This window comes from Streptomyces sp. NPDC043867 (assembly GCF_056435845.1).
The window spans coordinates 226,878-252,914 of record NZ_JBWKDS010000001.1 but is presented as its reverse complement, the minus strand read 5'-3'; the positions used below and the strand labels follow the sequence as shown (position 1 = coordinate 252,914).

At 73.1% G+C, this 26,037-nt stretch carries 27 protein-coding genes and 1 pseudogene; 21 read left to right on the top strand and 7 right to left on the bottom strand.

Annotation, left to right across the window (positions count from 1 at the left end):
- Position 1: 1 nt before the first annotated feature.
- Positions 2-991, bottom strand: a complete 990-nt coding sequence (coaA, locus tag AC069T_RS01240) for a type I pantothenate kinase (RefSeq protein WP_478780732.1) — start codon at positions 989-991, stop codon at positions 2-4.
- A gap of 171 nt (positions 992-1,162) precedes the next feature.
- Here coaA and AC069T_RS01235 point away from each other — a divergent pair, with 171 nt between their 5' ends.
- From AC069T_RS01235 to AC069T_RS01200, 8 genes are all read left to right on the top strand, one after another.
- On the top strand, positions 1,163-1,399 hold the full coding sequence (locus AC069T_RS01235; RefSeq protein WP_478780731.1) for a hypothetical protein: 237 nt from the start codon (positions 1,163-1,165) through the stop codon (positions 1,397-1,399).
- Between the two features lie 78 nt (positions 1,400-1,477).
- Entirely contained in the window at positions 1,478-3,325 is a 1,848-nt protein-coding gene (gene glmS, locus AC069T_RS01230; RefSeq protein WP_388787902.1) for a glutamine--fructose-6-phosphate transaminase (isomerizing), read from the top strand.
- 38 nt (positions 3,326-3,363) lie between these two features.
- Entirely contained in the window at positions 3,364-3,735 is a 372-nt protein-coding gene (locus AC069T_RS01225) for a holo-ACP synthase (RefSeq protein WP_478780730.1), read from the top strand.
- Between the two features lie 161 nt (positions 3,736-3,896).
- A complete protein-coding gene (locus AC069T_RS01220) occupies positions 3,897-5,327 on the top strand; it encodes an NAD(P)H-hydrate dehydratase (protein ID WP_478780729.1) in 1,431 nt (476 codons plus the stop codon).
- 301 nt (positions 5,328-5,628) lie between these two features.
- On the top strand, positions 5,629-6,780 hold the full coding sequence (alr, locus tag AC069T_RS01215; protein ID WP_478780728.1) for an alanine racemase: 1,152 nt from the start codon (positions 5,629-5,631) through the stop codon (positions 6,778-6,780).
- 224 nt (positions 6,781-7,004) lie between these two features.
- Complete coding sequence (locus tag AC069T_RS01210; protein WP_478780727.1) at positions 7,005-8,252, top strand: alpha/beta fold hydrolase; 1,248 nt, start codon at positions 7,005-7,007, stop codon at positions 8,250-8,252.
- Complete coding sequence (gene tsaE, locus AC069T_RS01205) at positions 8,218-8,751, top strand: tRNA (adenosine(37)-N6)-threonylcarbamoyltransferase complex ATPase subunit type 1 TsaE (RefSeq protein ID WP_478780726.1); 534 nt, start codon at positions 8,218-8,220, stop codon at positions 8,749-8,751. Before AC069T_RS01210 ends, tsaE begins: the two co-directional genes overlap by 35 nt.
- A 156-nt stretch (positions 8,752-8,907) precedes the next feature.
- On the top strand, positions 8,908-9,075 hold the full coding sequence (locus AC069T_RS01200) for a hypothetical protein (protein ID WP_478780725.1): 168 nt from the start codon (positions 8,908-8,910) through the stop codon (positions 9,073-9,075).
- 84 nt (positions 9,076-9,159) lie between these two features.
- Here the strand turns inward: AC069T_RS01200 and AC069T_RS01195 are convergent, their stop codons facing one another.
- Positions 9,160-9,714, bottom strand: a complete 555-nt coding sequence (locus AC069T_RS01195) for a hypothetical protein (RefSeq protein ID WP_478780724.1) — start codon at positions 9,712-9,714, stop codon at positions 9,160-9,162.
- 122 nt (positions 9,715-9,836) lie between these two features.
- Here AC069T_RS01195 and tsaB point away from each other — a divergent pair, with 122 nt between their 5' ends.
- The 7 genes from tsaB to AC069T_RS01160 all read left to right on the top strand — a co-directional run bounded on the left by tsaB (position 9,837) and on the right by AC069T_RS01160 (position 15,614).
- On the top strand, positions 9,837-10,490 hold the full coding sequence (tsaB, locus tag AC069T_RS01190) for a tRNA (adenosine(37)-N6)-threonylcarbamoyltransferase complex dimerization subunit type 1 TsaB (RefSeq protein ID WP_358855256.1): 654 nt from the start codon (positions 9,837-9,839) through the stop codon (positions 10,488-10,490).
- Positions 10,491-10,507: 17 nt separating this feature from the next.
- Positions 10,508-11,014: a ribosomal protein S18-alanine N-acetyltransferase gene (gene rimI / locus AC069T_RS01185; RefSeq protein ID WP_478780839.1), complete on the top strand. Its 507-nt coding sequence runs from the start codon at positions 10,508-10,510 to the stop codon at positions 11,012-11,014.
- Positions 11,007-12,119: a tRNA (adenosine(37)-N6)-threonylcarbamoyltransferase complex transferase subunit TsaD gene (tsaD, locus tag AC069T_RS01180; protein WP_478780723.1), complete on the top strand. Its 1,113-nt coding sequence runs from the start codon at positions 11,007-11,009 to the stop codon at positions 12,117-12,119. Before rimI ends, tsaD begins: the two co-directional genes overlap by 8 nt.
- On the top strand, positions 12,116-12,367 hold the full coding sequence (locus AC069T_RS01175) for a hypothetical protein (RefSeq protein ID WP_478780722.1): 252 nt from the start codon (positions 12,116-12,118) through the stop codon (positions 12,365-12,367). The genes tsaD and AC069T_RS01175 overlap by 4 nt, the downstream gene beginning before the upstream one ends.
- A 161-nt stretch (positions 12,368-12,528) precedes the next feature.
- Positions 12,529-13,626: a LacI family DNA-binding transcriptional regulator gene (locus tag AC069T_RS01170; protein WP_478780721.1), complete on the top strand. Its 1,098-nt coding sequence runs from the start codon at positions 12,529-12,531 to the stop codon at positions 13,624-13,626.
- A gap of 167 nt (positions 13,627-13,793) precedes the next feature.
- Positions 13,794-14,150, top strand: coding sequence for a YciI family protein (locus AC069T_RS01165; protein WP_478780720.1), 357 nt, complete (start codon positions 13,794-13,796; stop codon positions 14,148-14,150).
- Positions 14,151-14,396: 246 nt separating this feature from the next.
- Positions 14,397-15,614, top strand: coding sequence for an RNA polymerase sigma factor (locus AC069T_RS01160; RefSeq protein ID WP_478780838.1), 1,218 nt, complete (start codon positions 14,397-14,399; stop codon positions 15,612-15,614).
- 16 nt (positions 15,615-15,630) lie between these two features.
- Here the strand turns inward: AC069T_RS01160 and AC069T_RS01155 are convergent, their stop codons facing one another.
- A complete protein-coding gene (locus tag AC069T_RS01155) occupies positions 15,631-16,809 on the bottom strand; it encodes a class I SAM-dependent methyltransferase (RefSeq protein ID WP_478780719.1) in 1,179 nt (392 codons plus the stop codon).
- 90 nt (positions 16,810-16,899) lie between these two features.
- Between AC069T_RS01155 and AC069T_RS01150 the strand changes: the two genes are divergently transcribed.
- The 4 genes from AC069T_RS01150 (at position 16,900) to groL (ending at position 21,170) form a co-directional block, all read left to right on the top strand.
- Positions 16,900-17,868, top strand: a complete 969-nt coding sequence (locus AC069T_RS01150; RefSeq protein ID WP_478780718.1) for a polysaccharide deacetylase family protein — start codon at positions 16,900-16,902, stop codon at positions 17,866-17,868.
- Between the two features lie 187 nt (positions 17,869-18,055).
- A complete protein-coding gene (locus AC069T_RS01145) occupies positions 18,056-18,895 on the top strand; it encodes a polysaccharide deacetylase family protein (RefSeq protein WP_478780717.1) in 840 nt (279 codons plus the stop codon).
- A gap of 225 nt (positions 18,896-19,120) precedes the next feature.
- Positions 19,121-19,429: a co-chaperone GroES gene (groES, locus tag AC069T_RS01140; protein ID WP_019066754.1), complete on the top strand. Its 309-nt coding sequence runs from the start codon at positions 19,121-19,123 to the stop codon at positions 19,427-19,429.
- A gap of 112 nt (positions 19,430-19,541) precedes the next feature.
- Positions 19,542-21,170, top strand: a complete 1,629-nt coding sequence (groL, locus tag AC069T_RS01135) for a chaperonin GroEL (protein ID WP_478780716.1) — start codon at positions 19,542-19,544, stop codon at positions 21,168-21,170.
- Between the two features lie 136 nt (positions 21,171-21,306).
- Here the strand turns inward: groL and AC069T_RS01130 are convergent.
- The 3 genes and pseudogenes from AC069T_RS01130 to AC069T_RS01120 form a co-directional block, all read right to left on the bottom strand.
- Positions 21,307-21,600, bottom strand: a pseudogene (locus AC069T_RS01130) (ester cyclase); the annotation flags it as partial.
- A gap of 118 nt (positions 21,601-21,718) precedes the next feature.
- Positions 21,719-22,492, bottom strand: a complete 774-nt coding sequence (locus tag AC069T_RS01125) for an SDR family NAD(P)-dependent oxidoreductase (RefSeq protein WP_478780715.1) — start codon at positions 22,490-22,492, stop codon at positions 21,719-21,721.
- Positions 22,493-22,715: 223 nt separating this feature from the next.
- Entirely contained in the window at positions 22,716-23,384 is a 669-nt protein-coding gene (locus tag AC069T_RS01120) for an MOSC domain-containing protein (RefSeq protein ID WP_478780714.1), read from the bottom strand.
- 80 nt (positions 23,385-23,464) lie between these two features.
- Between AC069T_RS01120 and AC069T_RS01115 the strand changes: the two genes are divergently transcribed.
- Entirely contained in the window at positions 23,465-24,361 is an 897-nt protein-coding gene (locus AC069T_RS01115) for a LysR family transcriptional regulator (protein WP_358855246.1), read from the top strand.
- 157 nt (positions 24,362-24,518) lie between these two features.
- Here the strand turns inward: AC069T_RS01115 and AC069T_RS01110 are convergent, their stop codons facing one another.
- Entirely contained in the window at positions 24,519-24,851 is a 333-nt protein-coding gene (locus AC069T_RS01110; RefSeq protein ID WP_476753424.1) for a WhiB family transcriptional regulator, read from the bottom strand.
- 389 nt (positions 24,852-25,240) lie between these two features.
- On the opposite strand from AC069T_RS01110, the gene AC069T_RS01105 reads away from it, so the two are divergent.
- Positions 25,241-25,852 carry a response regulator transcription factor gene (locus AC069T_RS01105; protein ID WP_003948568.1) on the top strand — a complete coding sequence of 204 codons (612 nt, stop codon included), beginning with the start codon at positions 25,241-25,243 and terminating at the stop codon, positions 25,850-25,852.
- The last annotated feature ends 185 nt before the right edge of the window (positions 25,853-26,037 follow it).

The window sequence follows — 26,037 nt, the reverse complement described above, 5'->3', positions numbered from 1 at the left end:
GTTACAGCTTGCGCAGACTCAGGCGCTGCACCTTGTGGTCCGGCCCCTTGCGCACGACGAGGGTCGCACGGCCGCGCGTGGGGGCCACGTTCTCCAGCAGGTTGGGCTTGTTGATGGTCCGCCAGGTCGTGCGGGCGTAGTCGAGGGCCTCCTCCTCCGAGACCTGGGTGTACTTGCGGAAGTACGAGGAGGGGTTCTGGAAGGCGGTCGCGCGCAGCTTGCGGAAGCGGTTGAGGTACCAGCGCTCGATGTCCTCGGCCCGGGCGTCGACGTACACGCTGAAGTCGAAGTAGTCGGCGAGACCGACGCGCGTGCGGCCGTCCTTGCCGGGGAGCGCCGGCTGCAGCACGTTCAGGCCCTCGACGATGAGGATGTCGGGACGGCGGACGGTCAGCCGCTGGTCCGGCACGATGTCGTAGATCAGGTGCGAGTAGACGGGCGCCGTCACCTCGGCCTTGCCGGCCTTGATGTCCGCGACGAAACGGGTGAGGGCGCGCCGGTCGTACGACTCGGGGAAACCCTTCCGCGACATCAGCCCGCGCGCCTCGAGGTCCTTCGTGGGGAGCAGGAAACCGTCCGTGGTCACCAGCTCGACCCGCGGATGCTCCGGCCAGCGGGACAGCAGGGCCTGCAGGAGCCGGGCCACCGTGGACTTGCCGACCGCGACGGAACCGGCGACCCCTATGACGAAGGGGGTGCCGGACTGGGAGCCCTGCTCGCCGAGGAACGTGTTGAGGGCGCCCCGCAGCCCGTCGGTGGCGCCGACGTACAGATTGAGCAGCCGGGACAACGGGAGGTAGATGTCCCGTACTTCGTCGAGGTCGATCACGTCGCCCAGGCCGCGCAGCTTCTCGACCTCCTCGGCGTTCAGCGGGAGCGGCGTCTTTTCGCGCAGCGCGCTCCACTCGGTACGGGTGAGGTCGACGTAGGGAGTCGCCTCCGGCCTGGGCCGGTGGGCGCTCCGCGGCAACGAGGAGACCGGAGAGATCACAGTCCATTGTTACGGGGATTTGAACGGGACGAGAGGTGGGATCCGTCACGCACGACCGGGTGACAACCGTGTCCCAGGCCTGGACCGGGGCGGTCGGCGCCGATAGGTTCCCGCCATCCGGGAGGCAGCGCCGCACCCCGGAAGCGCGGGGGGTTGGGAGTGGCGAACGCCATGCGCATCCGTGATGTCCTGCGCCGCAGGTCCGCGCCCGCCCCGGTGGCCGCGCCCCCGGACCTGGCCGGCCGCGTGTGCAGCGAGCTGGCCGTCGACCTGCCCGACGAGGACCTGGGCGAGGACCTCGACGACTGTCTCGCCCTCTACGAGCTGGGCAGCAAGCCGCGCTGCGAGGAGGCCGAGTACCTCGGGATGGTCCGGGACGCGATCGAGCGCATCGAATGCGGGGACTGAGCCGGGCGGGGGCCCGGTTTCAGATATCGGGCACGCGGTGCCGGGCCGCGGCGAGTACGGGCCCTTAGGCTGCCAGCCATGTGCGGAATCGTGGGATACGTGGGGTCGCAGTCGGCACTCGATGTGGTGGTCGCCGGACTGAAGCGGCTGGAGTACCGGGGGTACGACTCGGCGGGCGTCGCGGTGCTCGCGGACGGCGGGCTGGCCGCCGCGAAACGGGCCGGGAAGCTGGTCAACCTGGAGAAGGAGCTGGTCGACCGGCCGCTGCCGAGCGGATCGACCGGCATCGGACACACCCGCTGGGCCACGCACGGCGGCCCGACGGACGCGAACGCCCATCCCCATCTGGACAACGCAGGCCGCGTCGCCGTCGTGCACAACGGCATCATCGAGAACTTCGCCGCGCTGCGCGCCGAACTGTCCGAGCGCGGGCACGACCTGACGTCGGAGACGGACACCGAGGTGGTGGCGCATCTCCTCGCCGAGGAGTTCTCCTCGTGCGCCGACCTCGCGGAGGCGATGCGGCTGGTGTGCCGCCGGCTGGACGGCGCGTTCACGCTGGTCGCCGTGCACGCGGACGAGCCGGACGTGGTGGTCGGGGCGCGGCGGAACTCGCCCCTCGTGGTGGGCGTGGGGGAGGGCGAGGCCTTCCTCGCCTCGGACGTCGCCGCCTTCATCGCCCACACGCGGTCGGCGATCGAGCTGGGCCAGGACCAGGTGGTGGAGCTGCGCCGGGACGGGGTGACGGTCACCGGCTTCGACGGCCGGCCCGCCGACGTCCGGTCGTACCACGTCGACTGGGACGCCTCCGCGGCCGAGAAGGGCGGCTACGACTACTTCATGCTCAAGGAGATCGCCGAGCAGCCCAAGGCGGTCGCCGACACCCTGCTGGGGCGCATCGACGCGGCGGGCTCGCTGTCGCTGGACGAGGTGCGGATCCCCGTCTCGGTGCTGCGCGAGATCGACAAGGTCGTCATCGTGGCCTGCGGTACCGCCTTCCACGCGGGGCTCATCGCCAAGTACGCCATCGAGCACTGGACCCGGGTGCCCTGTGAGGTGGAGCTGGCCAGCGAGTTCCGCTACCGCGACCCGATCCTCGACCCGCGCTCGCTCGTGATCGCCATCTCGCAGTCCGGCGAGACCATGGACACGCTGATGGCGTTGCGGCACGCCCGCGAGCAGGGCTCCCGGGTGCTGGCCATCTGCAACACCAACGGGTCGACGATCCCCCGCGAGTCCGACGCGGTGCTGTACACGCACGCGGGCCCCGAGGTCGCCGTCGCGTCCACGAAGGCGTTCCTCACCCAGCTCGTCGCCTGCTACCTGGTCGCGCTGTACCTCGGCCAGGTGCGGGGCACCAAGTGGGGCGACGAGATCCGGGCGGTGATCCGGGACCTGGCGGAGATCTCCCGTTCGGTCGAGCGGGTGCTGGAGACCATGGAGCCGGTGCGGGAGCTGGCGCGTTCCCTCGCCGACAAGAACACGGTGCTGTTCCTCGGCCGGCACGTGGGTTATCCCGTGGCCCTCGAAGGCGCGCTGAAGCTGAAGGAACTGGCGTACATGCACGCCGAGGGCTTCGCGGCGGGCGAGCTGAAGCACGGGCCGATCGCGCTGATCGAGGAGGACCTGCCGGTCGTCGTGGTCGTCCCCTCGCCGCGCGGCCGCTCGGTCCTCCACGACAAGATCGTCTCCAACATCCAGGAGATCCGGGCACGGGGTGCGCGCACCATCGTGATCGCGGAGGAGGGGGACGAGGCGGTGGTGCCGTACGCGGACCATCTGATCCGCGTCCCGGCGACGCCGACCCTGCTCCAGCCCCTGGTGACCACCGTCCCGCTCCAGGTGTTCGCGTGCGAGCTGGCCACGGCCCGCGGCAACGAGGTGGACCAGCCGCGCAACCTCGCCAAGTCCGTGACGGTGGAGTGACGCCGGACCGGGGGCCGCGGCCGCCATAGGGTGCGGGCATGAGCATCATCGGGGTCGGTATCGACGTGGCCGAGATCGACCGGTTCCGGGTGTCGCTGGAGCGTACGCCCGGACTGGCCGAACGGCTGTTCCTGCACCAGGAACTGCACCTGCCGAGCGGCGAGCGCCGGGGCATCGCGTCCCTGGCCGCGCGCTTCGCGGCGAAGGAGGCGCTCGCCAAGGCGCTGGGCGCGCCGGCGGGCCTGCACTGGACGGACGCCGAGGTCTACGTGGAGGACAGCGGCCGGCCGCGGCTGCGGGTGACGGGGACGGTGGCGGCGCGGGCCGCCGACCTGGGTGTCCGTTCCTGGCACGTCTCACTGAGCCATGACGCGGGGGTGGCGTCGGCGGTGGTGGTGGCGGAGGGGTAGCGCGACGGTGGCCGGCCGTGCGGCGGGGGGAGACCGGCCGTGCGGCGGAGCCGGTCGGCTGTGCGGCGTGGCGGGCACGGGCTCGGTGCGGGCGGGCGTACGGGAGCGGTGCGTGCGCGGCACCGGCGCGGTGCGGGCGGCCGTACGGGACACTCGACGTCATGCGTACTGCGTACAGAGTGGAGACCGTGCGGACTGCCGAGCGGGAGCTGATGGCGCGGCTCCCGGAAGGGGCGTTGATGCAGCGCGCGGCGGCCGGACTCGCCGCCGCCTGCGCCGAGTTGCTGGGGCGGGTGTACGGCAGCCGGGTGGTGCTGCTGGTGGGGAGCGGGGACAACGGTGGTGACGCCCTCTTCGCCGGGGCACGTCTGGCCCGGCGCGGGGCGGGCGTCACCGCGGTGCTGACGGCCCCCGGACGCGCTCACGCGGACGGTCTCACGGCGCTGCGGCGCGCGGGCGGCACGACGGTGGCACCCGACGCCGCCGAGCCGCTGATCCGGCGGGCCGACCTCGTGATCGACGGCATCGTCGGGATCGGCGGCAGCGGCGGCCTGCGGGGTGACGCGGTCACGCTGGCCGAGCACGCCGCCGGGTCCCGCGCGGCCGTCGTCGCCGTGGACCTGCCGAGCGGGGTCGACGCCGACACGGGCGAGGTCTCCGGGAGCGCCGTGCGCGCCGATCTGACGGTGACGTTCGGGACCCACAAGCCCGGCCTGCTCATCGATCCGGCGCGCGGGCACGCCGGCTCCGTGCGCCTCGTCGACATCGGGCTCGACCTGCCCGTCGAGCCCGAACTGGAGGCGTTGCAGCACGCGGACGTGGCCGCGCTGCTGCCCGCGCCGGGAGCGGAGAGCGACAAGTACCGCCGCGGTGTCGTCGGCGTCGCCGCCGGGTCGGCCCGCTATCCGGGCGCCGCCGTGCTCGCCGTGGCCGGCGCGCTGCGGGGCGGCGCGGGGGCGGTGCGCTATGTCGGGTCGGCCGGGGACGCGGTGATCGCCCGGTTCCCCGAGACGCTCGTGTCGGACCGGGGGCCCCGGCACGCCGGGCGGGTCCAGGCGTGGGTCGTGGGCCCCGGCGCCGGGGACGACGCGTCCGCGGTGGCCGAGGTGGTCGCGGCGGACGTGCCCGTCCTCGTGGACGCGGACGGGCTGCGCCTCACCGACCGCGATGCCGTACGGGGGCGTACGGCGCCCACGTTGCTCACCCCGCACGCCGGAGAGGCCGCCGCGCTGCTCGGTGTCGCGCGCGAGGAGGTCGAGCGGGCCCGGCTGACGTCCGTGAGGGAGCTTGCGGCGCTGTACGGGGCGACCGTGCTGCTGAAGGGGTCGACGACGCTCGTCGCCGACGCCGGGGGCGGGGCGGTGCGGGTGAACCCGACGGGGACGCCGTGGCTGGCCACCGCGGGGAGCGGGGACGTGCTGTCGGGGCTGGCGGGGTCGTTGCTCGCGGCCGGGCTGTCCGCGCTCGACGCGGGGAGTGTCGCCGCGTATCTGCACGGGCTGGCGGGGCGGTTCGCGTCCGGTGGGGCGCCGGCGGGGGCACATGACGTGGCCGCGGCCGTTCCCGACGCGTGGCGGGACGTGCGGGGCTGAGCGGGCCGCCCCTGCCCCGGGCCGCGTGAGCCCGGTCCGTCGTCCCCAGGGTGACCCCGGGCCGCGTGTGCCCGGTCCGTCGTCCCCAGGGTGACCTCGGGCCGCGTGTGCCCGGTCCGTCGTCCCCAGGGTGACCTCGGGTCTGTTCGTTCGCCCCCTCCGCCCCTTCCCGTCCCGTTCCCGGGGGCTGCGACCCCGGACCCCCTTTCGCGCTTCGCGCTCGTCCTCAAACGCCGGACGGGCTGGATCGTCATCGTCTCCGGGCGGGCTGTCCCGGTGCTTCTGAGACACTGAGGGCGCCATGACTGAGACAGCACACCTGCGCGCTCGCGCCGAGATCGATCTGGCCGCACTGCGGGCCAACGTGCGGAGCCTGCGCGCCCACGCGCCCGGCGCGGCCCTGATGGCCGTCGTGAAGTCGGACGCGTACGGCCACGGGGCGGTGCCGTGTGCCCGGGCCGCCCTGGAGGCGGGGGCCACCTGGCTGGGGACCGCGACTCCGGAGGAGGCACTGGCGCTGCGGGCGGCGGGGCTGAGCGGGCGCGTCATGTGCTGGCTCTGGACTCCCGGCGGGCCCTGGCGGCAGGCCGTCGAGGCGGACCTGGACGTGTCGGTGAGCGGGATGTGGGCGCTGCGGGAGGCCGTCGGTGCGGCCCGGGACGCGGGTGTCGCCGCGCGGGTGCAGCTGAAGGCCGACACGGGCCTCGGGCGCAACGGCTGCCAGCCCGCCGACTGGCCCGAGCTGGTCACGCAGGCGCTGCTGGCCGAGCGGGCGGGCCACGTCCGGATCACCGGCCTCTGGTCCCACTTCGCCTGCGCCGACGAGCCCGGTCACCCCTCGATCGCGGACCAGCTCGGCAGGTTCCGCGAGATGGTGGCGTACGCGGAGGAGCAGGGCGCGCGCCCCGAGGTGCGGCACATCGCCAACTCGCCCGCCACGCTGACCCTGCCCGAGAGCCACTTCGACCTCGTACGCACGGGGATCGCGCTCTACGGCATCTCGCCGAGCCCGGAGGTCGGCACGCCGGAGGACTTCGGTCTGCGTCCGGTGATGACGCTGAGCGCGTCGCTCGCGCTGGTGAAGCACGCGCCGGGCGGTCACGGCGTCAGTTACGGGCACCACTATGTCACTCCGGGCGAAACGACCCTCGGTCTGGTGCCCGTCGGTTACGCGGACGGCATCCCGCGCCACGCCTCCGGCACCGGCCCGGTGCTGGTCGGCGGCAAGTGGCGGACGGTCGCCGGCCGGATCGCGATGGACCAGTTCGTCGTCGACCTCGGCGGGGACGAGCCGCCGGCCGGTGCCGAGGCGGTGCTGTTCGGACCCGGCGACCGCGGTGAGCCGACCGCCGAGGACTGGGCGCAGGCGGCCGGCACGATCGCGTACGAGATCGTCACGCGGATCGGCACCCGCGTCCCGCGCGTCTACGTGCGGGAAGACGCGGGCGTCTGACGCCCGGGGGAGCGCGGACCGTGCGGTACGGAGAAAAGAACAAGGTGAAGAAGCAACAGCGCGGGTAACCGCCAACGGTGACCTGCACAGGACAACGGGAAATGACCCGTCCGACGGCCCGCGCGCCCCGGGTACCGTCGTCGACGGCAGCACCCACCCCTCCGGACCCGGCCCGGGATCCGGCCCCGGACGACAGCCGGCAACCCGGCGAAGAGGAGCGGTACGTGAGCGAGAGCAGTGCGGAGGCCGTCACGGACGCCGCCGTGTCGGTCGCCGCCTCCGCCGCCGGTACCGCCGGGAGCTGGCGCCGGGCCGGGTTCGCCGGTGCCGCGATAGGCGTGGTCGCCGCGGGCGCCGCCGCCGGTGTCGCGATCGAGCGGCTCACGGTCGGCCGCGGCATGCGCAGGAAGGCCCGGCTCGCGCTCGACTCGACGGGACCCTACGGCGCGCTGCGCGGCACCCCGGGCAAGGCGTACGCGGACGACGGCACCGAGCTGTACTTCGAGGTGGACGAGGTCGACACGGACGCCGCGCTCTCCCCGCGCCGCCGCCGGCTCTTCGGACGCAAGGCCCCCGCCCCCGTCACCGTCGTCTTCAGCCACGGCTACTGCCTCAACCAGGACTCCTGGCACTTCCAGCGGGCCGCGCTGCGCGGAGTGGTGCGCACGGTGCACTGGGACCAGCGCAGCCACGGACGGTCCGGGCGGGGCGTCGCCCAGGTGGAGAACCAGCAGCCGGTCACCATCGACCAGCTCGGCCAGGACCTGAAGGCCGTCATCGACGCCGCCGCGCCCGAGGGCCCGGTCGTGCTGGTGGGCCACTCCATGGGCGGCATGACCGTGATGGCCCTCGCCGACCGGTACCCCGACCTGATCGAGGAGCGGGTCGTCGCCGTCGCCCTCGTCGGCACCTCGTCCGGGCGGCTCGGCGAGGTCAACTTCGGGCTGCCGGTCGCGGGCGTGAACGCCGTGCGGCGGATCCTGCCCGGCGTGCTGAAGGCACTGGGACAGCAGGCGGAACTGGTGGAGAAGGGGCGGCGGGCCACGGCCGACCTGTTCGCGGGGATCATCCAGCGGTACTCGTTCGCCTCCCGCGAGGTCGACCCGGCGGTCGAGCGGTTCGCCGAGCGGATGATCGAGGGCACCCCCATCGACGTGGTCGCCGAGTTCTACCCGGCGTTCACCGAGCACGACAAGGCCGAGGCCCTCGCGCACTTCACCGGGCTGCCCGTGCTCGTGCTGGCCGGCGTCGGCGACCTGGTGACCCCGAGCGAGCACAGCGAGGCCATCGCGGACCTGCTGCCGGACGCCGAGCTGGTGCTCGTGCCGGACGCCGGGCACCTGGTGATGCTGGAGCACCCGGAGCTCGTCATAGACCGCCTCGCGGACCTCCTCGTGCGCGCGGGCGCCGTACCGGCAGGGGCTACCGTGGGTGGCTATGGAAGCACCAGCAGCACCGCACAGCCCGGCTGAGCCCGCCGCGGGGGGCGTCAGCGTCCGGATCACCGTCACCTCCCCCGAACAGATGCAGGAGCTCGGCCGCCGCCTCGCCCAGCTGCTGCGCGCCGGCGACCTCGTCATGCTGAACGGGGAGCTCGGTGCGGGCAAGACCACGCTGACCCGGGGGCTCGGTGAGGGACTCGGCGTCCGGGGCGCGGTAACCTCCCCGACCTTCGTCATCGCGCGCGTCCACCCGTCCCTCGGCGAGGGTCCGCCGCTGGTGCACGTGGACGCGTACCGGCTCGGCGGCGGACTGGACGAGATGGAGGACCTCGACCTCGACGTCTCGCTGTCCGACTCGGTCGTGGTCGTGGAATGGGGCGAGGGCAAGGTCGAGGAGCTGACCGACGACCGGCTGCACGTGGTGATCCACCGCGCGGTCGGGGACACCACGGACGAGGTACGGCATGTGACGGTGACCGGGCTCGGCGGACGCTGGGCGCGGGCCGGCCTGGGCGTGCTCACGGCCTGACGGGCGGCGGTGCGGGCGCCGGGGCGGGGAATCCACACGTTCCGACAACGCGTCGGCAACGTGTTGCACATCGCGTCCCGGCCGTGGTCACATGGACACCAGCTCGTAGTTAGGTCTACCTAACCACGCTTGCCCCCGCGGCCCCAGGAGGCGTCCATGCCGGCTTCAGAACGAGACGAGACGCTGCCGCGCGTGGTGGCCGCCGTGTCCATGCGGGACCTGCTGGCCTCGTGCGCGGCCGCCGACGCGGTCTCCACCCCGCCCCGCGCGCCCGCCCCGCCGCGCACCGAGCCCGCGGACGTACGGCACGAGGAGGCGGCCTGAGTCCGGGACCCGTCCCAGGGCCCGGCACCCTGTCCGGCACGCCGAAAGCGGTCGCCGGGTGCCCTGTCCGCCGCGCGGACACGGCTACTTGATGACGACGACCTTCTGGCCGATCGTCGCGAACGCCCACATCGCGCTGCCGTCCTCGCGGGACTCACGGATGCCGCCCGTCTTCGCGGCCGACTCCGGCCGCGCGGTGGAACCGCTGACCGCCGCACTGAACCCGATCGCGACGCCCTGGTTGGTGGCGAAGCGGACGACGTGCTCGATCGGCGTGCCGTCGGAGCCCGTCACGGCGTTCGACCGGGACGTGACCGTGTAGGCGCCGGGGAGCGGGTCGACCGCGCTGGGGGTGACCTTGAACGTGCGCTGCACCTTGCCGGCCGCGCCGACCAGCCAGACGCGGTCGTCGTCAACGGAGTAGACGACCCGCTCGCCGGTGCCGGACCGGACCGGCAGCGCCGCCGGGTTCTTCTTGTCCCGCGGCGCCTTCGACGTGGTGGCCGTGGGCGACTTGGCCGCGTGCGGTTTCCCCAGCGTGTCCGGCACGTTGGCCGACGCCTGGTAGGCGAGGAATCCGACTGCGGCGACGGCCGCCACGGTGAGCCCGGCCACGAATCCCGAGCTGCTCCTAGCCACCTTGTGTGCCCACCTCTCGTACCACGTACCTGCCCTGTACGTCCTTTGTGGTGACGGTAGCAGCCGGGGCGCGGCAGACCGGGGCGGCCGTGCCCCGGTCCCGGGCGCCGTACGCTGTTTGCGTGCTCTTGCTCGCTCTGGATACCGCCACCCCCGCCGTCACCGTCGCCCTGCACGACGGCGCGTCCGTCGTCGCCTCGTCGAGCCAGGTGGACGCACGGCGGCACGGGGAACTGCTGCTGCCCGCCGTCGACCGGATGCTCGCCGAGGCGGGTACGTCGCTCGACGCCGTCACCGGCATCGTCGTCGGCGTCGGCCCCGGCCCCTACACGGGGCTGCGGGTGGGCCTGATGACCGCCGACACCTTCGGACTCGCGCTCGGGGTCCCCGTGCACGGCCTGTGCACCCTCGACGGGCTCGCGTACGCCTCCGGTCTCGACGAGCCCTTCGTCGTGGCCACGGACGCGCGCAGGAAAGAGGTCTACTGGGCGCGGTACGACGACGCCCGTACCCGTGTGACCGGGCCCGCCGTCGACCGGCCCGCCGAGATCGCCGAGACGGTCGCCGGACTGCCCGCCGTGGGCGCCGGCGCGTTGCTCTACCCCGACACCTTCCCGGTGGCCCGTGAACCCGAGCACGTCGCGGCGGCGGCCCTCGCCGCACTGGCCGCGGAGAGGCTCGCCGCGGGCGAGGAGCTGTCCCCGCCCCGGCCGCTGTACCTGCGCCGCCCGGACGCCCAGGTGCCCCGGAACTACAAGGTGGTCACCCCCAAGTGACCGCCGAGCTGCGCGAGATGCGCTGGTGGGACATCGAACCCGTGCTGACCCTGGAGAAGGACCTCTTCCCCGAGGACGCCTGGTCGCGGGGGATGTTCTGGTCCGAGCTGGCCCACGCCCGCGGCCCCGAGGCCACCCGGCGCTATGTCGTCGCGGTCGAGGGGGACCGGCTCGTCGGGTACGCGGGACTCGCCGCCGCCGGGGACGTCGGCGACGTACAGACCATCGCCGTCGGCCGCGACCACTGGGGCACCGGGCTCGGCGCGCGGCTGCTGACCGACCTGCTGCGGGCCGCGACCGCCTTCGAGTGCGCCGAGGTCATGCTCGAGTGCCGCGTCGACAACGTCCGGGCGCAGAAGCTGTACGAGCGCTTCGGCTTCGAGGCCATCGGCTTCCGGCGCGGCTACTACCAGCCGGGGAACGTCGACGCCCTCGTGATGCGGCTGACCATGGCCTCCGACGGCGGGCCCGCCGCGGACCCGACCTCCGTACAAGGAACACAAGGAACCGAGACCAATGGCTGACTCGCGCGACGAACCCCTCGTCCTCGGCATCGAGACCTCCTGCGACGAGACCGGCGTCGGCATCGTCCGCGGCACGACGCTGCTCGCGGACGCGATCGCCTCCAGCGTCGACGAGCACGCCCGCTTCGGCGGGGTCGTGCCGGAGGTCGCCTCCCGTGCCCACCTCGAAGCGATGGTGCCGACCATCCGGCGGGCGCTGAAGGACGCGGGCGTGACGGCGAGGGACCTGGACGGCATCGCCGTGACCGCGGGGCCCGGCCTCGCCGGTGCGCTGCTCGTCGGGGTCTCCGCGGCGAAGGCGTACGCGTACGCGCTCGGCAAGCCGCTGTACGGCGTCAACCACCTCGCGTCCCACATCTGCGTGGACCAGCTGGAGCACGGCGCGCTGCCCGAGCCGACCATGGCGCTGCTGGTCTCCGGCGGCCACTCGTCGCTGCTGCTGTCCACGGACATCACCTCCGACGTGCGGCCGATGGGCGCGACCATCGACGACGCGGCGGGCGAGGCCTTCGACAAGATCGCGCGCGTGCTGAACCTGGGCTTCCCCGGCGGCCCCGTCATCGACCGGTACGCCAAGGAGGGCGACCCGGGCGCGATCGCGTTCCCGCGCGGTCTCACCGGCCCGCGCGACCCGGCGTACGACTTCTCCTTCTCCGGTCTCAAGACGGCCGTGGCCCGCTGGATCGAGGCGAGGCGGGCGGCGGGGGAGGAGGTGCCGGTGCGCGACGTGGCCGCGTCCTTCCAGGAGGCGGTCGTGGACGTGCTCACCCGCAAGGCCGTCCGCGCGTGCAAGGACGAGGGCGTCGACCACCTGATGATCGGCGGCGGGGTGGCCGCCAACTCGCGGCTGCGGGTCCTGGCGCAGGAGCGCTGCGAGGCCGCCGGGATCCGGCTGCGGGTGCCGCGGCCCAAGCTGTGCACGGACAACGGCGCGATGGTGGCGGCGCTCGGCGCGGAGATGGTCGCCCGCAACCGGGCCCCCTCCGACTGGGACCTGTCGGCGGACTCCTCGCTGCCGGTGACGGAGCCGCACGTGCCCGGAACTTCCCACGCGCACGACCACGACCACATGCACGAGACCGGCAGGGAGAACCTGTACTCGTGACCGTGGCCCTGATGTGGGAGGCCCGCGCCGTCGCCGGCCGCGGCGACGACCTGCTGGCCTGGGTGCGGGCGCAGGACCCGGCGGGGCGGCCCCTGCGCCGGGAGATCCTGCGCGCGCCGCAGGACCGGGTGCTGGTGATCACGTGGTGGGACGCGGCGTACGATGCCGAGCTTCCCGAACTCCCCGAACCGGACGAGGAGTTGGTGACCCGGGCAGTGCACCGGTGGCGGTTCGAGTCGGTGACGTAGGGGGCTCGGCGGGGCTCCGGCGGCGGCGCCCCGGGGGCTTCCGGCAGGACCTCCCGTGATGCCGCCTCGCCGAATGTTTCGGCTCGGTGGCCGAAAGTTACGGGAAGGTGAGGCGGTACAGGGGGTCCGTCGGTGGTAGGTGCGGGGATACGATCGCGGCCATGAAACCCGTGAAGAGCCCTGTGTCGCAGACCGCGACACTCGCCGAGATCGCCCGCGAGGCCGGCGTGTCGGCTCCGACTGTTTCGAAGGTGCTCAACGGGCGGGCCGACGTCGCCCCGGGGACCCGTACCCGCGTCGAGGAGCTGCTCCGCGCCTACGGCTACCGGCGCCGCCGGGCCGAGGCGGGCCGCTCGCCCCTCATCGACCTGGTCTTCCACGAGCTGGAGAGCGCCTGGGCCATGGAGGTCATCCGGGGCGTCGAGAACGTGGCACGGCAGGCGGGCCTCAGCGTGGTCCTCTCGGAGAGCGCGGGCCGGCTGACCCCCGGCCGCAGCTGGGCCGACCAGGTCGCCGCACGCAGGCCGCACGGCGTGATCCTCGTCCTGTCCGGCCTCGACGAGTCCCAGCGGGCGCTGCTCACGAGCCGCTCCATCCCGTTCGTGGTGATGGACCCGGCGGGCGATCCGGGCGCCGACGTGCCGTCCATCGGTGCCACCAACTGGCAGGGCGGACTCGCCGCGACCCGCCATCTCGTCGAGCTGGGGCACACACGGATCGGCGCGATCAGCGGGCCCTCACGGATGATGTGCAGCCGCGCCCGCGTCGACGGCTACCGCGCGGCGCTGGAGACGGCGGGGCTGCCCGTCGACCAGGCGCTGATCCGGGCCGGGGACTTCCACCACGAGACGGGGTACCGCGCGGGCCTGGAGCTGCTGCGTTCGCCGGAGCGTCCGACGGCCGTCTTCGCGGGCAACGACCTCCAGGCCCTCGGTCTCTACGAGGCGGCGCGCGAGCTGGGCCTGCGCGTTCCGGAGGACCTGAGCGTCGTCGGCTTCGACGACCTGCCGGTGGCGCGCTGGGTGGGACCGCCGCTGACCACGGTGCGGCAGCCGCTGATGGAGATGGCGGAGGCGGCGGCGAAGCTGGTCCTGGAACTGGGCCGGGAGGAGGAGTCGTCGGCGGCGACGCGGGTCGAGCTGGCCACGAGCCTGGTGGTGCGCAGCAGCACGGCGCCGCCGCCCGGCGGGGTGGGCCCCGCGGTTCCCACGGCCCCTGCGAGCCCCGGGGTTCCCGACGGGGAGCCCGGTCCGGCCTGAGAATCCGGTGGCAGCACCGCCCCCGCGAGCGCGTCGCGAAAAAAGTCCGGAGAAATCTCGGAGGACGTGTCGATCCGGACGTCTCCCGTTCGACGCAGGGGTGAGAGCGGGGAGAGACCCCGCCCGGGACGACCGGTACGGCCGGCCGTCGTACCGAAGGAGCCACCATGCCCCGCTACCTCACGATGGTCCGCATCGACGAGAACAACGCGCCCGCCGAGGGCCCGAGCCCCGAGCTGATGCAGCGGATGGGGGAGCTGCTGGAGGAGATGACCAAGGCCGGGGTCCTGCTGGACACCGCCGGGCTCACCCCGACCGCTCAGGGCACCCGCGTCCACTGGGAGAACGGGCAGATCTCCGTCACCGACGGTCCCTTCACCGAGTCCAAGGAGGTCATCGGCGGTTACGCGCTCATCCAGGCCAAGGACAAGGCCGAGGCGATCGAGTGGACCACGCGCTTCCTGAAGGTCCACGAGACGTACTGGACGGTCACCTCCGAGGTGCGGGAGATCATGGAGGGCTGAGCCGGTGCCCGGCCCGTGCGGCGCGGATGTGCCAAGGTGTGAGCTGTGACCGAGCAGCCCCCCGCCGGCCCCTCCGCCCCCGCGGCAGCCGGTGTCGCCGAGCCCCCTGCCGACGCGGCAGCCGGCCCCTCCGCCCCCGCGGCAGCCGGTGTCGCCGGCCCCTCCGCCGGCGCGGTAGCCGGCCCGGCCCGTGCGGCGGGCGCCGACGCATCCGCCGCCGCGCGGGCGGTCGAGGCGGTCGAGGCGATCTTCCGGATCGAGTCCGCTCGCATCATCGCGGGTGTCGCCCGGACCGTGCGGGACGTCGGGATCGCCGAGGAACTCGCGCAGGACGCCCTGGTCGCCGCGCTGGAGCAGTGGCCGCGCGACGGGGTCCCGGACAACCCGGGCGCCTGGCTCATGACCACGGCCAGGCACCGCGCGGTCGACCTCGTACGCCGCCGGGAGCGGTACGCGCGCAAGCTCGCTGAGGTCGGCCGGGACCTCGAAGCCGCCCCGCACCACCTCGACACCCCCGCCGATCCCGACGACATCGACGACGACCTGCTGCGGCTCGTCTTCACCGCCTGTCACCCGGTCCTGTCCGCCGAGGCCCGCATCGCGCTCACGCTGCGGCTCGTCGGCGGCCTGACCACGCCCGAGATCGCGCGCGCCCTCCTCGTCCCGGAGGCGACCGTCGCGCAGCGCGTCGTCCGCGCGAAACGGACGCTGGCCACCAGGAACGTCGCCTTCGAGGTGCCCTGCGGCCCGGAGCGCGAGGCCCGCCTCGGCTCGGTCCTCGAGGTCATCTACCTGGTCTTCAACGAGGGGTACGCCGCGACCGCGGGCGACGACTGGCTGCGCCCCGGCCTGTGCGAGGACGCCCTGCGGCTGGCCCGCGTGCTGGCCGGGCTGATGCCCAAGGAGCCCGAAGTGCACGGGCTGGCCGCGCTGTTGGAGCTCCAGGCGTCCAGATCGGCAGCCCGCACCGGCCCGTCCGGGGAACCGGTGCTGCTCAGGGACCAGAACCGCCGCCGCTGGAACCGGATGCTGATCCGCCGCGGCTTCGCGGCTCTCGCCCGCGCCGACGCCGTATCCGCCGGCGGCCCGGGACCGTACGTCCTTCAGGCCGCGATCGCCGCCTGCCACGCCCAGGCGTACGCGTACGAGGACACCGACTGGGGGCGGATCGCCGCCCTGTACGGGGTCCTCGCCGCCCGTTCCCCGTCCCCCGTGGTCGAGTTGAACCGCGCGGTCGCCGTCTCCATGGCCGAAGGCCCCGGGCCCGCCCTCGCCCTGGTGGACGCCCTCGCGGACGAACCCGCCCTGCGCTCCTACCACTTGCTGCCCAGCGTGCGCGGGGACCTGCTCGCACGCCTCGGACGTACGGCCGAGGCCCGCGCGGAGTTCGAGCGGGCCGCGTCCCTGGCCCGCAACGAACGGGAACGCGCACTGCTGCTGGCCCGCGCGGCGGACCGCGCCTGACGCCGGGGGACGGGACCTACGCCGGGTGCCCGACCAGCATCGTCGGCGCCCCCGCCACCCGCGTGAGGAACACCGTCGCCGCGTTGCGCCCCTGCGGCTTCACCTTCCGGCGCAGCTCCTCGGGCTGGACGGCCGAGCCGCGCTTCTTGACGGTGAGGATGCCGACCTCCCGCGTCCGCAGCAGCGCCTTCAGCTTCTTCACGCTGAAGGGCAGCCGGTCGGTGATCTCGTACGCGGTGGCGTACGGGGTCGGGCGCAGATGGTCGGAGGTGATGTACGCGATCGTCTCGTCGAGCAGGCCGCCGTCGAGTTCCTCGGCCACCTCGGCGACGAGGTGGGCGCGGATGGCGGCGCCGTCGGGCTCGTACAGGTAACGGCCCGGCGGGCGCACCGGCGGGTCGGGGAGTCCCCGCCCGCGCAGCCCGCGCGGACCGGGCAGCAGCGTGGCCCGCACCAGCCCCGGCTCGGTGCCGAACCACAGCACGGCCTCCTTCACGTCCCCGCCGTCCGAGATCCACTCCGCCTCCGCCTCGGCCGGGATCGCCTCGTGGGGGACGCCCGGCGCGATCTTCAGCGCGGCCCGCGGCGCCTTCAGGGCCGTCGCGGTCGCCCAGGACAGCGGCGGCGAGTACGCCTCGGGATCGAAGATCCGGCCCCGGCCGCCGCGCCGGGCGGGGTCCACGAAGACGGCGTCGTACTCCGCCGTGGCCACCTCGGTGACGTCCGCCTCACGCACCTCGATCAGCTCCGCCAGGCCCAGCGCCTCGGCGTTCGCGCGGGCCACCGCCGCCGTCAGCGGGTCCCGGTCCACGGCGAGCACCCGGATCCCGGCGCGAGCCAGGGCGATCGCGTCGCCGCCGATGCCGCAGCAGAGGTCGGCGACGGAGCGCACCCCGAGCGCCCGGAACCGCTCCGCGCGGTACGCCGCGACGCTCGTCCGCGTGGACTGCTCGACGCCGTCGGGCGTGAAGAACATCCGCTCCGCGTCCGCGGCCCCGAACTTGGCCGCCGCCCGTCGGCGCAGGTGCGCCTGAGCGAGCGCCGCCGTGACCAGGGGCGCCGGGTACGCGCGGCGCAGCCGGGTCGCGACGGCCAGCTCCCGGGCGGGCTCGGTGCCCCGCACCTCGTCGAGGAGGGCGCGGCCCTCGGGCGTGTGGAGGGAGGCGAAGGAGGCCAGCGGGTCCAGATCGGTCACCGGCCCATTGTGGGCCAGTCGGTGGACGGTGCGCGTCCGGCGGCGGTGTCGGACCGGCCCGCGGAAGGTGGCCTGCGAGGATCCGGCACCATGCGACCAGTACGACAAAATGACGAAAATCGCTCGGAGCGGACGCTGTTTTGTGGTGCGGTGCCTCGTGGGACGGCGGGCGGAAGGACGGTGCGGCGGGTCCGGGGCGGCATCGTCGTGCTCGCCGCCGCGGCACTCGCCGCCGGCTGCGCCGACCCCGGCTCCGGTGCGCGGCCGGCCTCCGGGCAGCAGCCGCTGAACGCGCCGCCCGCCCGCGCCCTGGACGCGTACGCCTCGAAGCTGCGCGCCGCGCACGTCGCGCGAGTCGCCGCGGCCAGACGCTGGGGGCTGGCCAGGGTCCCGCTCACCCCGCCGGCCCCGCCGGCGAGGAAGCCGGAGATCACGACCCGCGCGGGGTTCGAGGTGGACGGCCAGGACGAACTGCCGCCCGTCTTCACGACCGTCCCCACCAAGGACAAGGTCGTCTTCCTCACCATCGACGACGGCGCCGAGAAGGACCCGGCGTTCCTCAGGATGATGAGCGAACTGAAGATCCCGTACACCGCCTTCCTCAGCGACTACCTGGCCAAGGAGGACTACGGGTACTTCCGGAAGATGCGGGACGCGGGCGTCGCCCTGAACAACCACACCCTCCACCACCCGTATCTGCCGAACCTCTCGTACACGGAGCAGAAACGGGAGATCTGCGGGATGCAGACCGTGATGGAGAAGCAGTTCGGCAAGCGCCCCACGCTCTTCCGGCCGCCCTACGGCAACTACAACGAGAACACCCTGCGCGCCGCCGCGTCCTGCGGGATCAAGGCGGCCCCGCTCTGGAACGAGGAGGTCTTCGTCGACCACTGGGACTACCGCGAGTGGGACCGGTCCCTGCACCGCGGCGACATCGTCCTCACCCACTTCCGGGGCCGCGAGGACTGGAAGGGCACCATGCCGGACATGGTCCGCCGCTTCCTGAAGAAGGTCACGAACGAGGGGTACGCCGTGGCGCGGCTGGAGGACTACCTGTGAGCGGTGCGCCCCGCCGGACGGCCGCGAGCGGTCTTCCACGCCGAGAGCGCCGCCGGTGACCGGGCGCGAAGGGTGCCCGGAGACGGGGGCCGGGAGGGTGACCGGGTGCCGGGGGCGCCCCGCGACCGGGGTGGGGGCGGTGGCCGGCGGCGAGCGGTGCTCCGCGACCGCGACCGGGGTGGGGGCGGTGGCCGGGCGTGGGCGCGCTCTGCTCGCCTGGCTGCTCGTCGCCGGGCTGCTCGCCGGAGCCACCGGCTGCGCCCAGTCCGTCGACCCCATCGAGCGCCTGGGAAGGAAGGCGGCGCAGCAGGTGCGCCCGCACGGCCGGCCGGGGCCGCCCGCCGGGACGTACCGCCGCTGGGAACCGACCGCTCCGCGGCCGGGGCGGCCCGCCGGGACCTACCGCCGCTGGGGGCTGACCGCGCCGCTCGCCTCCGCCCCCCGGCCGCCCGGCCGGCGGCCCCCCGTACGCGCGGCGGGCCCCGGCCTGCCGCCGGTCCTCGCCCGCGTCCCCACCCGCGACAAGGTGGTCTTCCTGACCTACGACGACAGTGCCGAACGCGATCCGCGCTTCGCCGCCATGGTCCGCGAACTGCGGCTGCCGGTCAGCCTGTTCCTCACCGACCGTGTCGTCGGGCCGGGGTACGGGCACGTCGCGCGCCTCCGGGCGGTCGGCGCGAGCGTGCAGAACCACACGCTCGACCACTCCTCCCTGCGCGGACTGCCGTACGCGGGCCAGCGCGCCGAGATCTGCGGTCAGCGGGACAAGCTCAGGGAACGCTTCGGCGTCCTGCCCCGGCTGCTCCGCCCGCCGTACGGCACCTACGACGCCACCACCCTGCGCGCCGCCGCCGACTGCGGGGTCTCGGCCGTGGTGCTGGGCCGCGAGCCCGGCCGGGACCGCCTGCGCCCCGGCGACATCCTCCTCGGCACCGACGAACCCGACCTCACGGCGACGACCACGCGCCTGCTGCGGCGCATCCAGGCCCAGGGCCTCACGCCGGCCCGCCTGGAGGACTACCTGTAGCGGCGCACGGGGGTGCCCGAAGGGAGCGGAAAGTGCGCGGCGCGCGCTCCTCGTTTGGCACTCCGCTTGACCGAGTGCTAATCGCGGTCATAGTCTCTGGTCTGGCACTCCCCCCTGGAGAGTGCCAATAGCGACGGGCAGGTCCGGCACCCGCGACGACGGATCCACCTGGTCGCCACCTCAGACAGTTAACCCCGTGAGATCTCCGAAGGGGGAGGTCGGATCGTGACGACCACCAGCTCCAAGGTTGCCATCAAGCCGCTCGAGGACCGCATTGTGGTCCAGCCGCTCGACGCCGAGCAGACCACCGCCTCTGGCCTGGTCATTCCGGACACTGCCAAGGAGAAGCCCCAGGAGGGCGTCGTCCTGGCCGTGGGCCCGGGCCGGTTCGAGAACGGCGAGCGCCTGCCGCTCGACGTGAAGACCGGCGACATCGTGCTGTACAGCAAGTACGGCGGCACCGAGGTGAAGTACAGCGGCGAGGAGTACCTCGTCCTCTCGGCTCGCGACGTGCTCGCGATCATCGAGAAGTAGTTCATCCCAGTTTTGCAGTGAGCTGCGCCCCTGGCCCCCGCGACCTTAATAAGCCGGGCGCTGGGGGCGCAGTTCGTTTCTCCCAAGTTTTCCGAGAGGGCTGAATCGCTCCATGGCGAAGATCCTGAAGTTCGACGAGGACGCCCGTCGCGCCCTTGAGCGCGGCGTCAACAAGCTTGCCGACACGGTGAAGGTGACGATCGGCCCCAAGGGCCGCAACGTCGTCATCGACAAGAAGTTCGGCGCCCCCACCATCACCAACGACGGCGTGACCATCGCCCGCGAGGTCGAGCTCGACGACCCGTACGAGAACCTCGGCGCCCAGCTGGTGAAGGAGGTGGCGACCAAGACCAACGACATCGCGGGTGACGGTACGACCACCGCCACCGTGCTGGCCCAGGCGCTGGTGCGCGAGGGCCTGAAGAACGTCGCCGCCGGCGCGTCGCCCGCCCTCCTCAAGAAGGGCATCGACGCCGCCGTCAAGGCCGTGTCCGAGGAGCTCCTCGCGACCGCCCGGCCGATCGACGAGAAGTCCGACATCGCCGCCGTCGCCGGTCTGTCCGCCCAGGACAGCCAGGTCGGCGAGCTCATCGCCGAGGCGATGGACAAGGTCGGCAAGGACGGTGTCATCACCGTCGAGGAGTCCAACACCTTCGGTCTTGAGCTGGACTTCACCGAGGGCATGGCCTTCGACAAGGGCTACCTGTCGCCGTACATGGTGTCCGACCAGGAGCGTATGGAGGCCGTCCTCGACGACCCGTACATCCTCATCCACCAGGGCAAGATCTCCTCGATCCAGGACCTGCTGCCGCTGCTGGAGAAGGTCATCCAGACCAACTCCTCCAAGCCGCTCCTGATCATCGCCGAGGACGTCGAGGGCGAGGCCCTGTCGACCCTGGTCGTGAACAAGATCCGCGGCACGTTCAACGCCGTCGCGGTGAAGGCCCCCGGCTTCGGCGACCGCCGCAAGGCGATGCTCGGCGACATGGCCACCCTCACCGGTGCCACCGTCATCGCCGAGGAGGTCGGCCTCAAGCTCGACCAGGTCGGCCTTGACGTGCTGGGCACCGCCCGCCGCGTGACCGTCACCAAGGACGACACCACCATCGTCGACGGTGGCGGCAAGTCCGAGGACGTCGTCGGCCGGATCAACCAGATCAAGGCCGAGATCGAGTCCACGGATTCCGACTGGGACCGCGAGAAGCTCCAGGAGCGCCTCGCGAAGCTGGCCGGCGGCGTGTGCGTGATCAAGGTCGGCGCCGCCACCGAGGTGGAGCTGAAGGAGAAGAAGCACCGTCTCGAGGACGCCATCTCCGCGACCCGCGCCGCGGTCGAGGAGGGCATCGTCTCCGGTGGTGGCTCCGCGCTCGTCCACGCCGTGAAGATCCTCGAGGGCAACCTCGGCAAGACCGGCGACGAGGCCACGGGTGTCGCGGTCGTCCGCCGGGCCGCCGTCGAGCCGCTGCGCTGGATCGCCGAGAACGCCGGCCTCGAGGGTTACGTCATCACCTCCAAGGTCGCCGAACTCGACAAGGGCCAGGGCTTCAACGCGGCGACCGGCGAGTACGGCGACCTGGTCAAGGCTGGCGTCATCGACCCGGTCAAGGTCACCCGCTCCGCCCTGGAGAACGCCGCGTCCATCGCCTCCCTGCTCCTCACGACCGAGACCCTGGTCGTCGAGAAGCCGGCCGAGGACGAGGGCGACGCGGGCCACGGCCACGGTCACGGCCACTCCCACTGAGGTCGGCAGCACCTGAGGAAGCCCACCCTCCCCCCACGGGAAGAGGGAGGACGCCTCGAAGAAGTCCCCCTCCCCCCACCGGGTGAGGGGGGCTTCCCCTTTTCCCGGCCGGCCGCCTGCGGATGCCGGCCGCTCAGAGCTGATCGTCCCGGACCACGTCCAGATCGGTGAACGTCGGCATCTCGTCGCAGAGTGCCACCATGTCCTGGAAGATCCGCTCCGTCTCCGGCATGCCGGAGTTCCGCATCGCCTCCTCGTACGACGGGAACTCCACGATCTCCACGAAATGGTCCCCGTCGGACCGGTCGCGGCCGATGACGCTGTGCGTCGCGGTCCGCTTCCCCCTGGTCTGTTCGACCCACGTGTCCATCAGCCGGTTCATCTCGTCGAACCGGCTGGTCCTGCAGTCGATGAGCTGTACGAATGTCATGGCGCCGCCTCCGGCCCCCTGGGTCCGGTGGAACACTTCCATCGTCCCACCGGAGGGACGACACCATCCACTCCACGCCCAGGCCCGCTCCCCGGCGGCACGACCTGCGCGGACGCCCCTACTGCGGGCCGTACTTGCGTCCGGTCCTCGACGTGACGCCGCCCAGCAGCGCCCGCGGGGTCACCTTCACCAGGCCCATCAGGGCCTTGTAACGGGGGTCCGGAACGGACAGCGTCCTGCCCCGCGCCAGGTCCGACAGCGCCGACGCGACCAGCTTGTCCGCGTCGAGCCACATCCACTTCGGGATGTTGTCCGTGCCCATCCCGGCCCGCTGGTGGAACTCCGTGCGCACGAACCCGGGGCACAGCGCCATGAGCCGTACGCCGCTGCCGGCCAGGTCCTTCGCCACGCCCTGCGTGAACTGCACGACCCACGCCTTCGAGGCCCCGTACGTACCGCGCGGCACGAAAGCGGCGACCGAGGCGACGTTGACGACACCGCCCCGGCCCCGCTCCCGCATGGCCTCGGTCGCCGCCGACGTCAGCCGCAGCACCGCCTCGCAGTGCACCTTGAGCATCTTCAGCTCGTCTGCCGTCGACACGTCGAGGAAGCGGCCCTTGTTGCCGAAACCGGCGTTGTTGACCAGCAGGTCCACCGGGTTCCGGCGGTCCGTGAGGCGCGCTGCCACCGCCTCGATGCCCTCGTCCGTCGCCAGGTCCGCCGTCAGCACCTCCGCCTCGATGCCGTGCCGGTCGTGCAGCTCGGTGGCCTGCTCGCGCAGCCGCTTGGTGTCCCGCGCCACCAGGACGAGGTTGTGCCCGCCGGCCGCCAGCCGCCGCGCGAAGGCGGCGCCGATGCCCGCGGTCGATCCCGTAATCAAAGCCGTTGTCATGGACCAAGGTTAGTGACCACCGCGGCAGGAGCCCGCGCCCGCCGCCGCCCGTTACCGCACCGTGCCCGGCGGTCCCGCGGCCACGCCCCGGCCGCCTCCCCACCCGCCTTCTCGCCGCCGCACCGCTGCACCGCCGCCCGGCCGGTGGCCCCACGGACGCGCCCCGGCCCCGCCCACCAGGCCGGGGCCCGTACCCGCCGGTCTGCCGCACCTGCGCCCCGCGCTAACACCCGTACTTCTCCACGTACTTGCGCGCGTCGTCCCGCACCTCCGGATGCAGCGCGTCCCCCGCCGCCAGCAGCCGCGGCAGCAGGGCCCGCTCCAGGGTGACGGCGCGGAACTGGAGCGCCACCGTCACGTCGTGGTCCGGGCGGTGCAGGATCCGGATCGGGTCGCCCGCGCTGATCTCCCCCGGCCGTACCACCCGCAGATACGCGCCCGGCGCACCCCGCCGGGTGAAGCGCTTCACCCAGCCCTGCTCGCCGAGGTGGCCCTGGAAGGTACGGCAGGGGATGCGTCCGCAGGTCACCTCCAGGACGACGTCGGGACCCACGCCCCACCGCTCGCCTATGCGGGCGCCGGACACGTCGAGTCCCGACGTGGTCAGGTTCTCGCCGAACGCGCCGTTGGCCAGCGGGCGGTCCAGCTCCCGCTCCCACTCGTCGAGGTCCTCGCGCGCGAACGCGTACACCGCCTGGTCGTCCCCGCCGTGGTGGCGCTTCTCGCACACGGCGTCCCCGGCCAGTCCGCCGGCGCCGACCCCCTTGGGCCCCGGGGCCGCGACCCGCACGGGCCCGTCCACCGGCCGCTTGTCGATGCCGGTCAGGCCCTCCGGCTGATCCGTGTAGGTGACCGCCCGCGCCCGGCCGATGTTCAGTGAGAGAAGCTTCATGGCGGCACGTTAGGCGACCGGAAGGCAAAGCGTCGACGCAGTATTCGGCGCCCTACCCAAGCGTCACTTATGCTCGAAGGGTGATCGAGGCCCGTCATCTCCGTGTCCTGCGCGCCGTGGCCGCCACCGGCTCGTTCTCGGCGGCGGGGCGCGCACTGGGCTGCACCCAGCCCGCCGTCAGCCAGCAGATGAAGGCGCTGGAGTCCTCCGTCGGTACGCCGCTGCTGATCCGCACCGGCCGGGAGATGCGCCTGACCCAGGCCGGCGAGGCTCTCGTGCGCCATGCGGCGGGCATCCTCGCCGGGCTGACCGCCGCGGAGGAGGAGGTGGCCGCCATCGCCGGACTGCGCGCGGGCCGCGTCCGGCTCGTCTCCTTCCCCAGCGGCAGCTCCACCCTCGTGCCGACCGCGCTCGCCGCGCTGCGCGCCGACCACCCCGGCACCCGCGTCTCCCTCGAGGAGGCCGAACCGCCGCGCTCGGTGGAGATGCTGCGCGAGGGCGACTGCGACATCGCGCTCGCCTTCCGCTACGAGGGAGCGGCGGCCACCGAGGAATGGCACGACCTGGTCGTGCGGCCGCTGCTGGTGGACCGGCTCGTCGGGCTCGTCCCCGAAGGGCACCGACTGGGGACGGCGGAGTCGGTCGCCATGGGAGATCTCGCCGGAGAGCCGTGGATCGCGGGCTGCCCGCGCTGCCGCGGCCAGCTGATCGAGGCCTGCGAGAGCGCCGGCTTCGTGCCCCGCATCGACTTCGCCACCGACGACTACCCGGCGGTGGTCGGCCTGGTCGGCGCGGGCCTCGGTGTCGCGGTCCTTCCCGAACTGGCCGTCGAGTCCGTACGCGCCAAGGGAGTACGCACAGTGACGGTGGAACCCCCGGTGCGGCGGGAGATCGTGGCGCTCACACTGCCGGATCTCGCCCAGGTGCCCGCGGTGGCGGCGACCCTCGACCGGCTCGCCCGGGCCGCGGCCCGCTGAGGACGGGCGGCAGCGCACCCGGGGGCCGCCGGGGCGGCGGCGCGGCAAAAGACCGCTGAGGCGGGCTGCGGCGCGCAAAAAGGACCGCCGAGGCAGGCGGCACCGCACCAAAAGCAGGGGCACGCCCGCGCGTGCCCATCTTTGGAGAAACGTTCCTTCAGTTGTGCGACGGGGCGGCGGGGCCACCGCTGCTCGTCGCCGTGACCAGCCGGTTGCGGGCGCGTCCCATCAGCTCTTCGCGCTCGTCCTCGGTCAGTCCGCCCCACACGCCGTACGGTTCGCGCACCGCCAGGGCGTGGGCTGCGCACTGGGCGCGCACGGGGCATCTCATGCAGACCTCTTTGGCCGAGTTCTCGCGAGCGCTCCGTGCCGCACCGCGCTCGCCCTCCGGATGGAAGAAGAGCGAGCTGTCGACCCCACGGCAGGCCGCGAGGAGCTGCCAGTCCCAGAGGTCCGCGTTCGGACCGGGAAGGCGGGAGAAATCTGCCATTGCGTGTCCCCTTGTTGCCGTTCTGGGCTGGTATGTGCCCACCGACCGTACATCTACGATCTAAGGAGATGAAAATATGACTCATTGCGAATCTAGCCATAGACACCAGCAAAAGGGAAGAAAACCGGCTAAATGGGGCATGGGTTGTGATGAAACGTTGAGGGTCCGTGGCGCATGTCTGCACCGTGTCCGCCCCCTCACGTAGAGTGCCGAAGATGGCGGACGGCCCCGTAACTCTTTCGAGTGACCATCGTTGAGAGTGCGAGGCGGTTGAAGGAACAAGCGCTCGGGCAGACGGCAGAATCCGTCCACGAGTGTCGACCGCACAGGTGACGATTCGTACCAGCCTGGAGGCTCAAGGTGACGCGCATCAGCTGCGGAGGGCGGTCATGACATCCGTCCTCGTCTGCGACGACTCCCCGCTCGCCCGAGAGGCGCTCCGCCGCGCGGTGGCTACCGTGCCCGGCGTCGAGCGCGTGACGACTGCGGCCAACGGCGAGGAAGTCCTCCGCCGCTGGGGCGCCGACCGCTCGGACCTGATTCTGATGGACGTACGCATGCCCGGTCTGGGCGGCGTCGAGACGGTCCGGCGGCTGCTCTCCGCCGATCCGGGTGCCCGCATCATCATGCTCACCGTCGCCGAGGACCTGGACGGTGTGGCGCTCGCCGTCGCCGCCGGTGCCCGCGGCTATCTGCACAAGGACGCCTCGCGCGCCGAGCTGCGGGCCACGGTGACGCAGGCACTCGCCGACCCGACCTGGCGGCTCGCCCCGCGCCGGCTGCGGTCGGCCGAGATGGGTGCGGCGCCGACGCTCACGGCGCGTGAGATCCAGGTGCTGGAGGGCATGAGCCACGGCCGCTCCAACGCGGAGATCGGCCGCGAGCTGTTCCTCTCCGAGGACACCGTCAAGACGCACGCCCGCCGGCTCTTCAAGAAGCTCGGCGCCTCGGACCGCGCGCACGCCGTGGCGCTCGGTTTCCGGTGGGGCCTGGTCCGCTAGGTGAGCTGCTGCGGGACGCCGATCCCCACCTGCCGTTCGGCGCCTCCCGCCCGCCGCGCGGCGGGCGGGGGGGGGGGGGGGGGGGGGGGGGGGGCTTTGCCCTGGCCCCCCTTTCCGTTGCGTCGCTCCCCCCCTCGCTGTTGGGTGTTTTCTGTGGCAGACGGTTGTTGGGAGGGGAAGGGGGA

What these genes read in the sequence shown, in the direction of transcription:
- AC069T_RS01235 (WP_478780731.1), top strand. Translation starts at nt 1,163, where the DNA reads ATGCGCATCCGTGATGTCCTGCGCCGCAGGTCCGCGCCCGCCCCGGTG.
- glmS (WP_388787902.1), top strand. Translation starts at nt 1,478, where the DNA reads ATGTGCGGAATCGTGGGATACGTGGGGTCGCAGTCGGCACTCGATGTG.
- AC069T_RS01225 (WP_478780730.1), top strand. Translation starts at nt 3,364, where the DNA reads ATGAGCATCATCGGGGTCGGTATCGACGTGGCCGAGATCGACCGGTTC.
- AC069T_RS01220 (WP_478780729.1), top strand. Translation starts at nt 3,897, where the DNA reads ATGCGTACTGCGTACAGAGTGGAGACCGTGCGGACTGCCGAGCGGGAG.
- alr (WP_478780728.1), top strand. Translation starts at nt 5,629, where the DNA reads ATGACTGAGACAGCACACCTGCGCGCTCGCGCCGAGATCGATCTGGCC.
- tsaE (WP_478780726.1), top strand. Translation starts at nt 8,218, where the DNA reads ATGGAAGCACCAGCAGCACCGCACAGCCCGGCTGAGCCCGCCGCGGGG.
- AC069T_RS01200 (WP_478780725.1), top strand. Translation starts at nt 8,908, where the DNA reads ATGCCGGCTTCAGAACGAGACGAGACGCTGCCGCGCGTGGTGGCCGCC.
- rimI (WP_478780839.1), top strand. Translation starts at nt 10,508, where the DNA reads ATGCGCTGGTGGGACATCGAACCCGTGCTGACCCTGGAGAAGGACCTC.
- tsaD (WP_478780723.1), top strand. Translation starts at nt 11,007, where the DNA reads ATGGCTGACTCGCGCGACGAACCCCTCGTCCTCGGCATCGAGACCTCC.
- AC069T_RS01170 (WP_478780721.1), top strand. Translation starts at nt 12,529, where the DNA reads ATGAAACCCGTGAAGAGCCCTGTGTCGCAGACCGCGACACTCGCCGAG.
- AC069T_RS01165 (WP_478780720.1), top strand. Translation starts at nt 13,794, where the DNA reads ATGCCCCGCTACCTCACGATGGTCCGCATCGACGAGAACAACGCGCCC.
- AC069T_RS01150 (WP_478780718.1), top strand. Translation starts at nt 16,900, where the DNA reads ATGCGACCAGTACGACAAAATGACGAAAATCGCTCGGAGCGGACGCTG.
- groL (WP_478780716.1), top strand. Translation starts at nt 19,542, where the DNA reads ATGGCGAAGATCCTGAAGTTCGACGAGGACGCCCGTCGCGCCCTTGAG.
- AC069T_RS01125 (WP_478780715.1), bottom strand. Translation starts at nt 22,492, where the DNA reads ATGACAACGGCTTTGATTACGGGATCGACCGCGGGCATCGGCGCCGCC.
- AC069T_RS01120 (WP_478780714.1), bottom strand. Translation starts at nt 23,384, where the DNA reads ATGAAGCTTCTCTCACTGAACATCGGCCGGGCGCGGGCGGTCACCTAC.
- AC069T_RS01110 (WP_476753424.1), bottom strand. Translation starts at nt 24,851, where the DNA reads ATGGCAGATTTCTCCCGCCTTCCCGGTCCGAACGCGGACCTCTGGGAC.
- AC069T_RS01105 (WP_003948568.1), top strand. Translation starts at nt 25,241, where the DNA reads ATGACATCCGTCCTCGTCTGCGACGACTCCCCGCTCGCCCGAGAGGCG.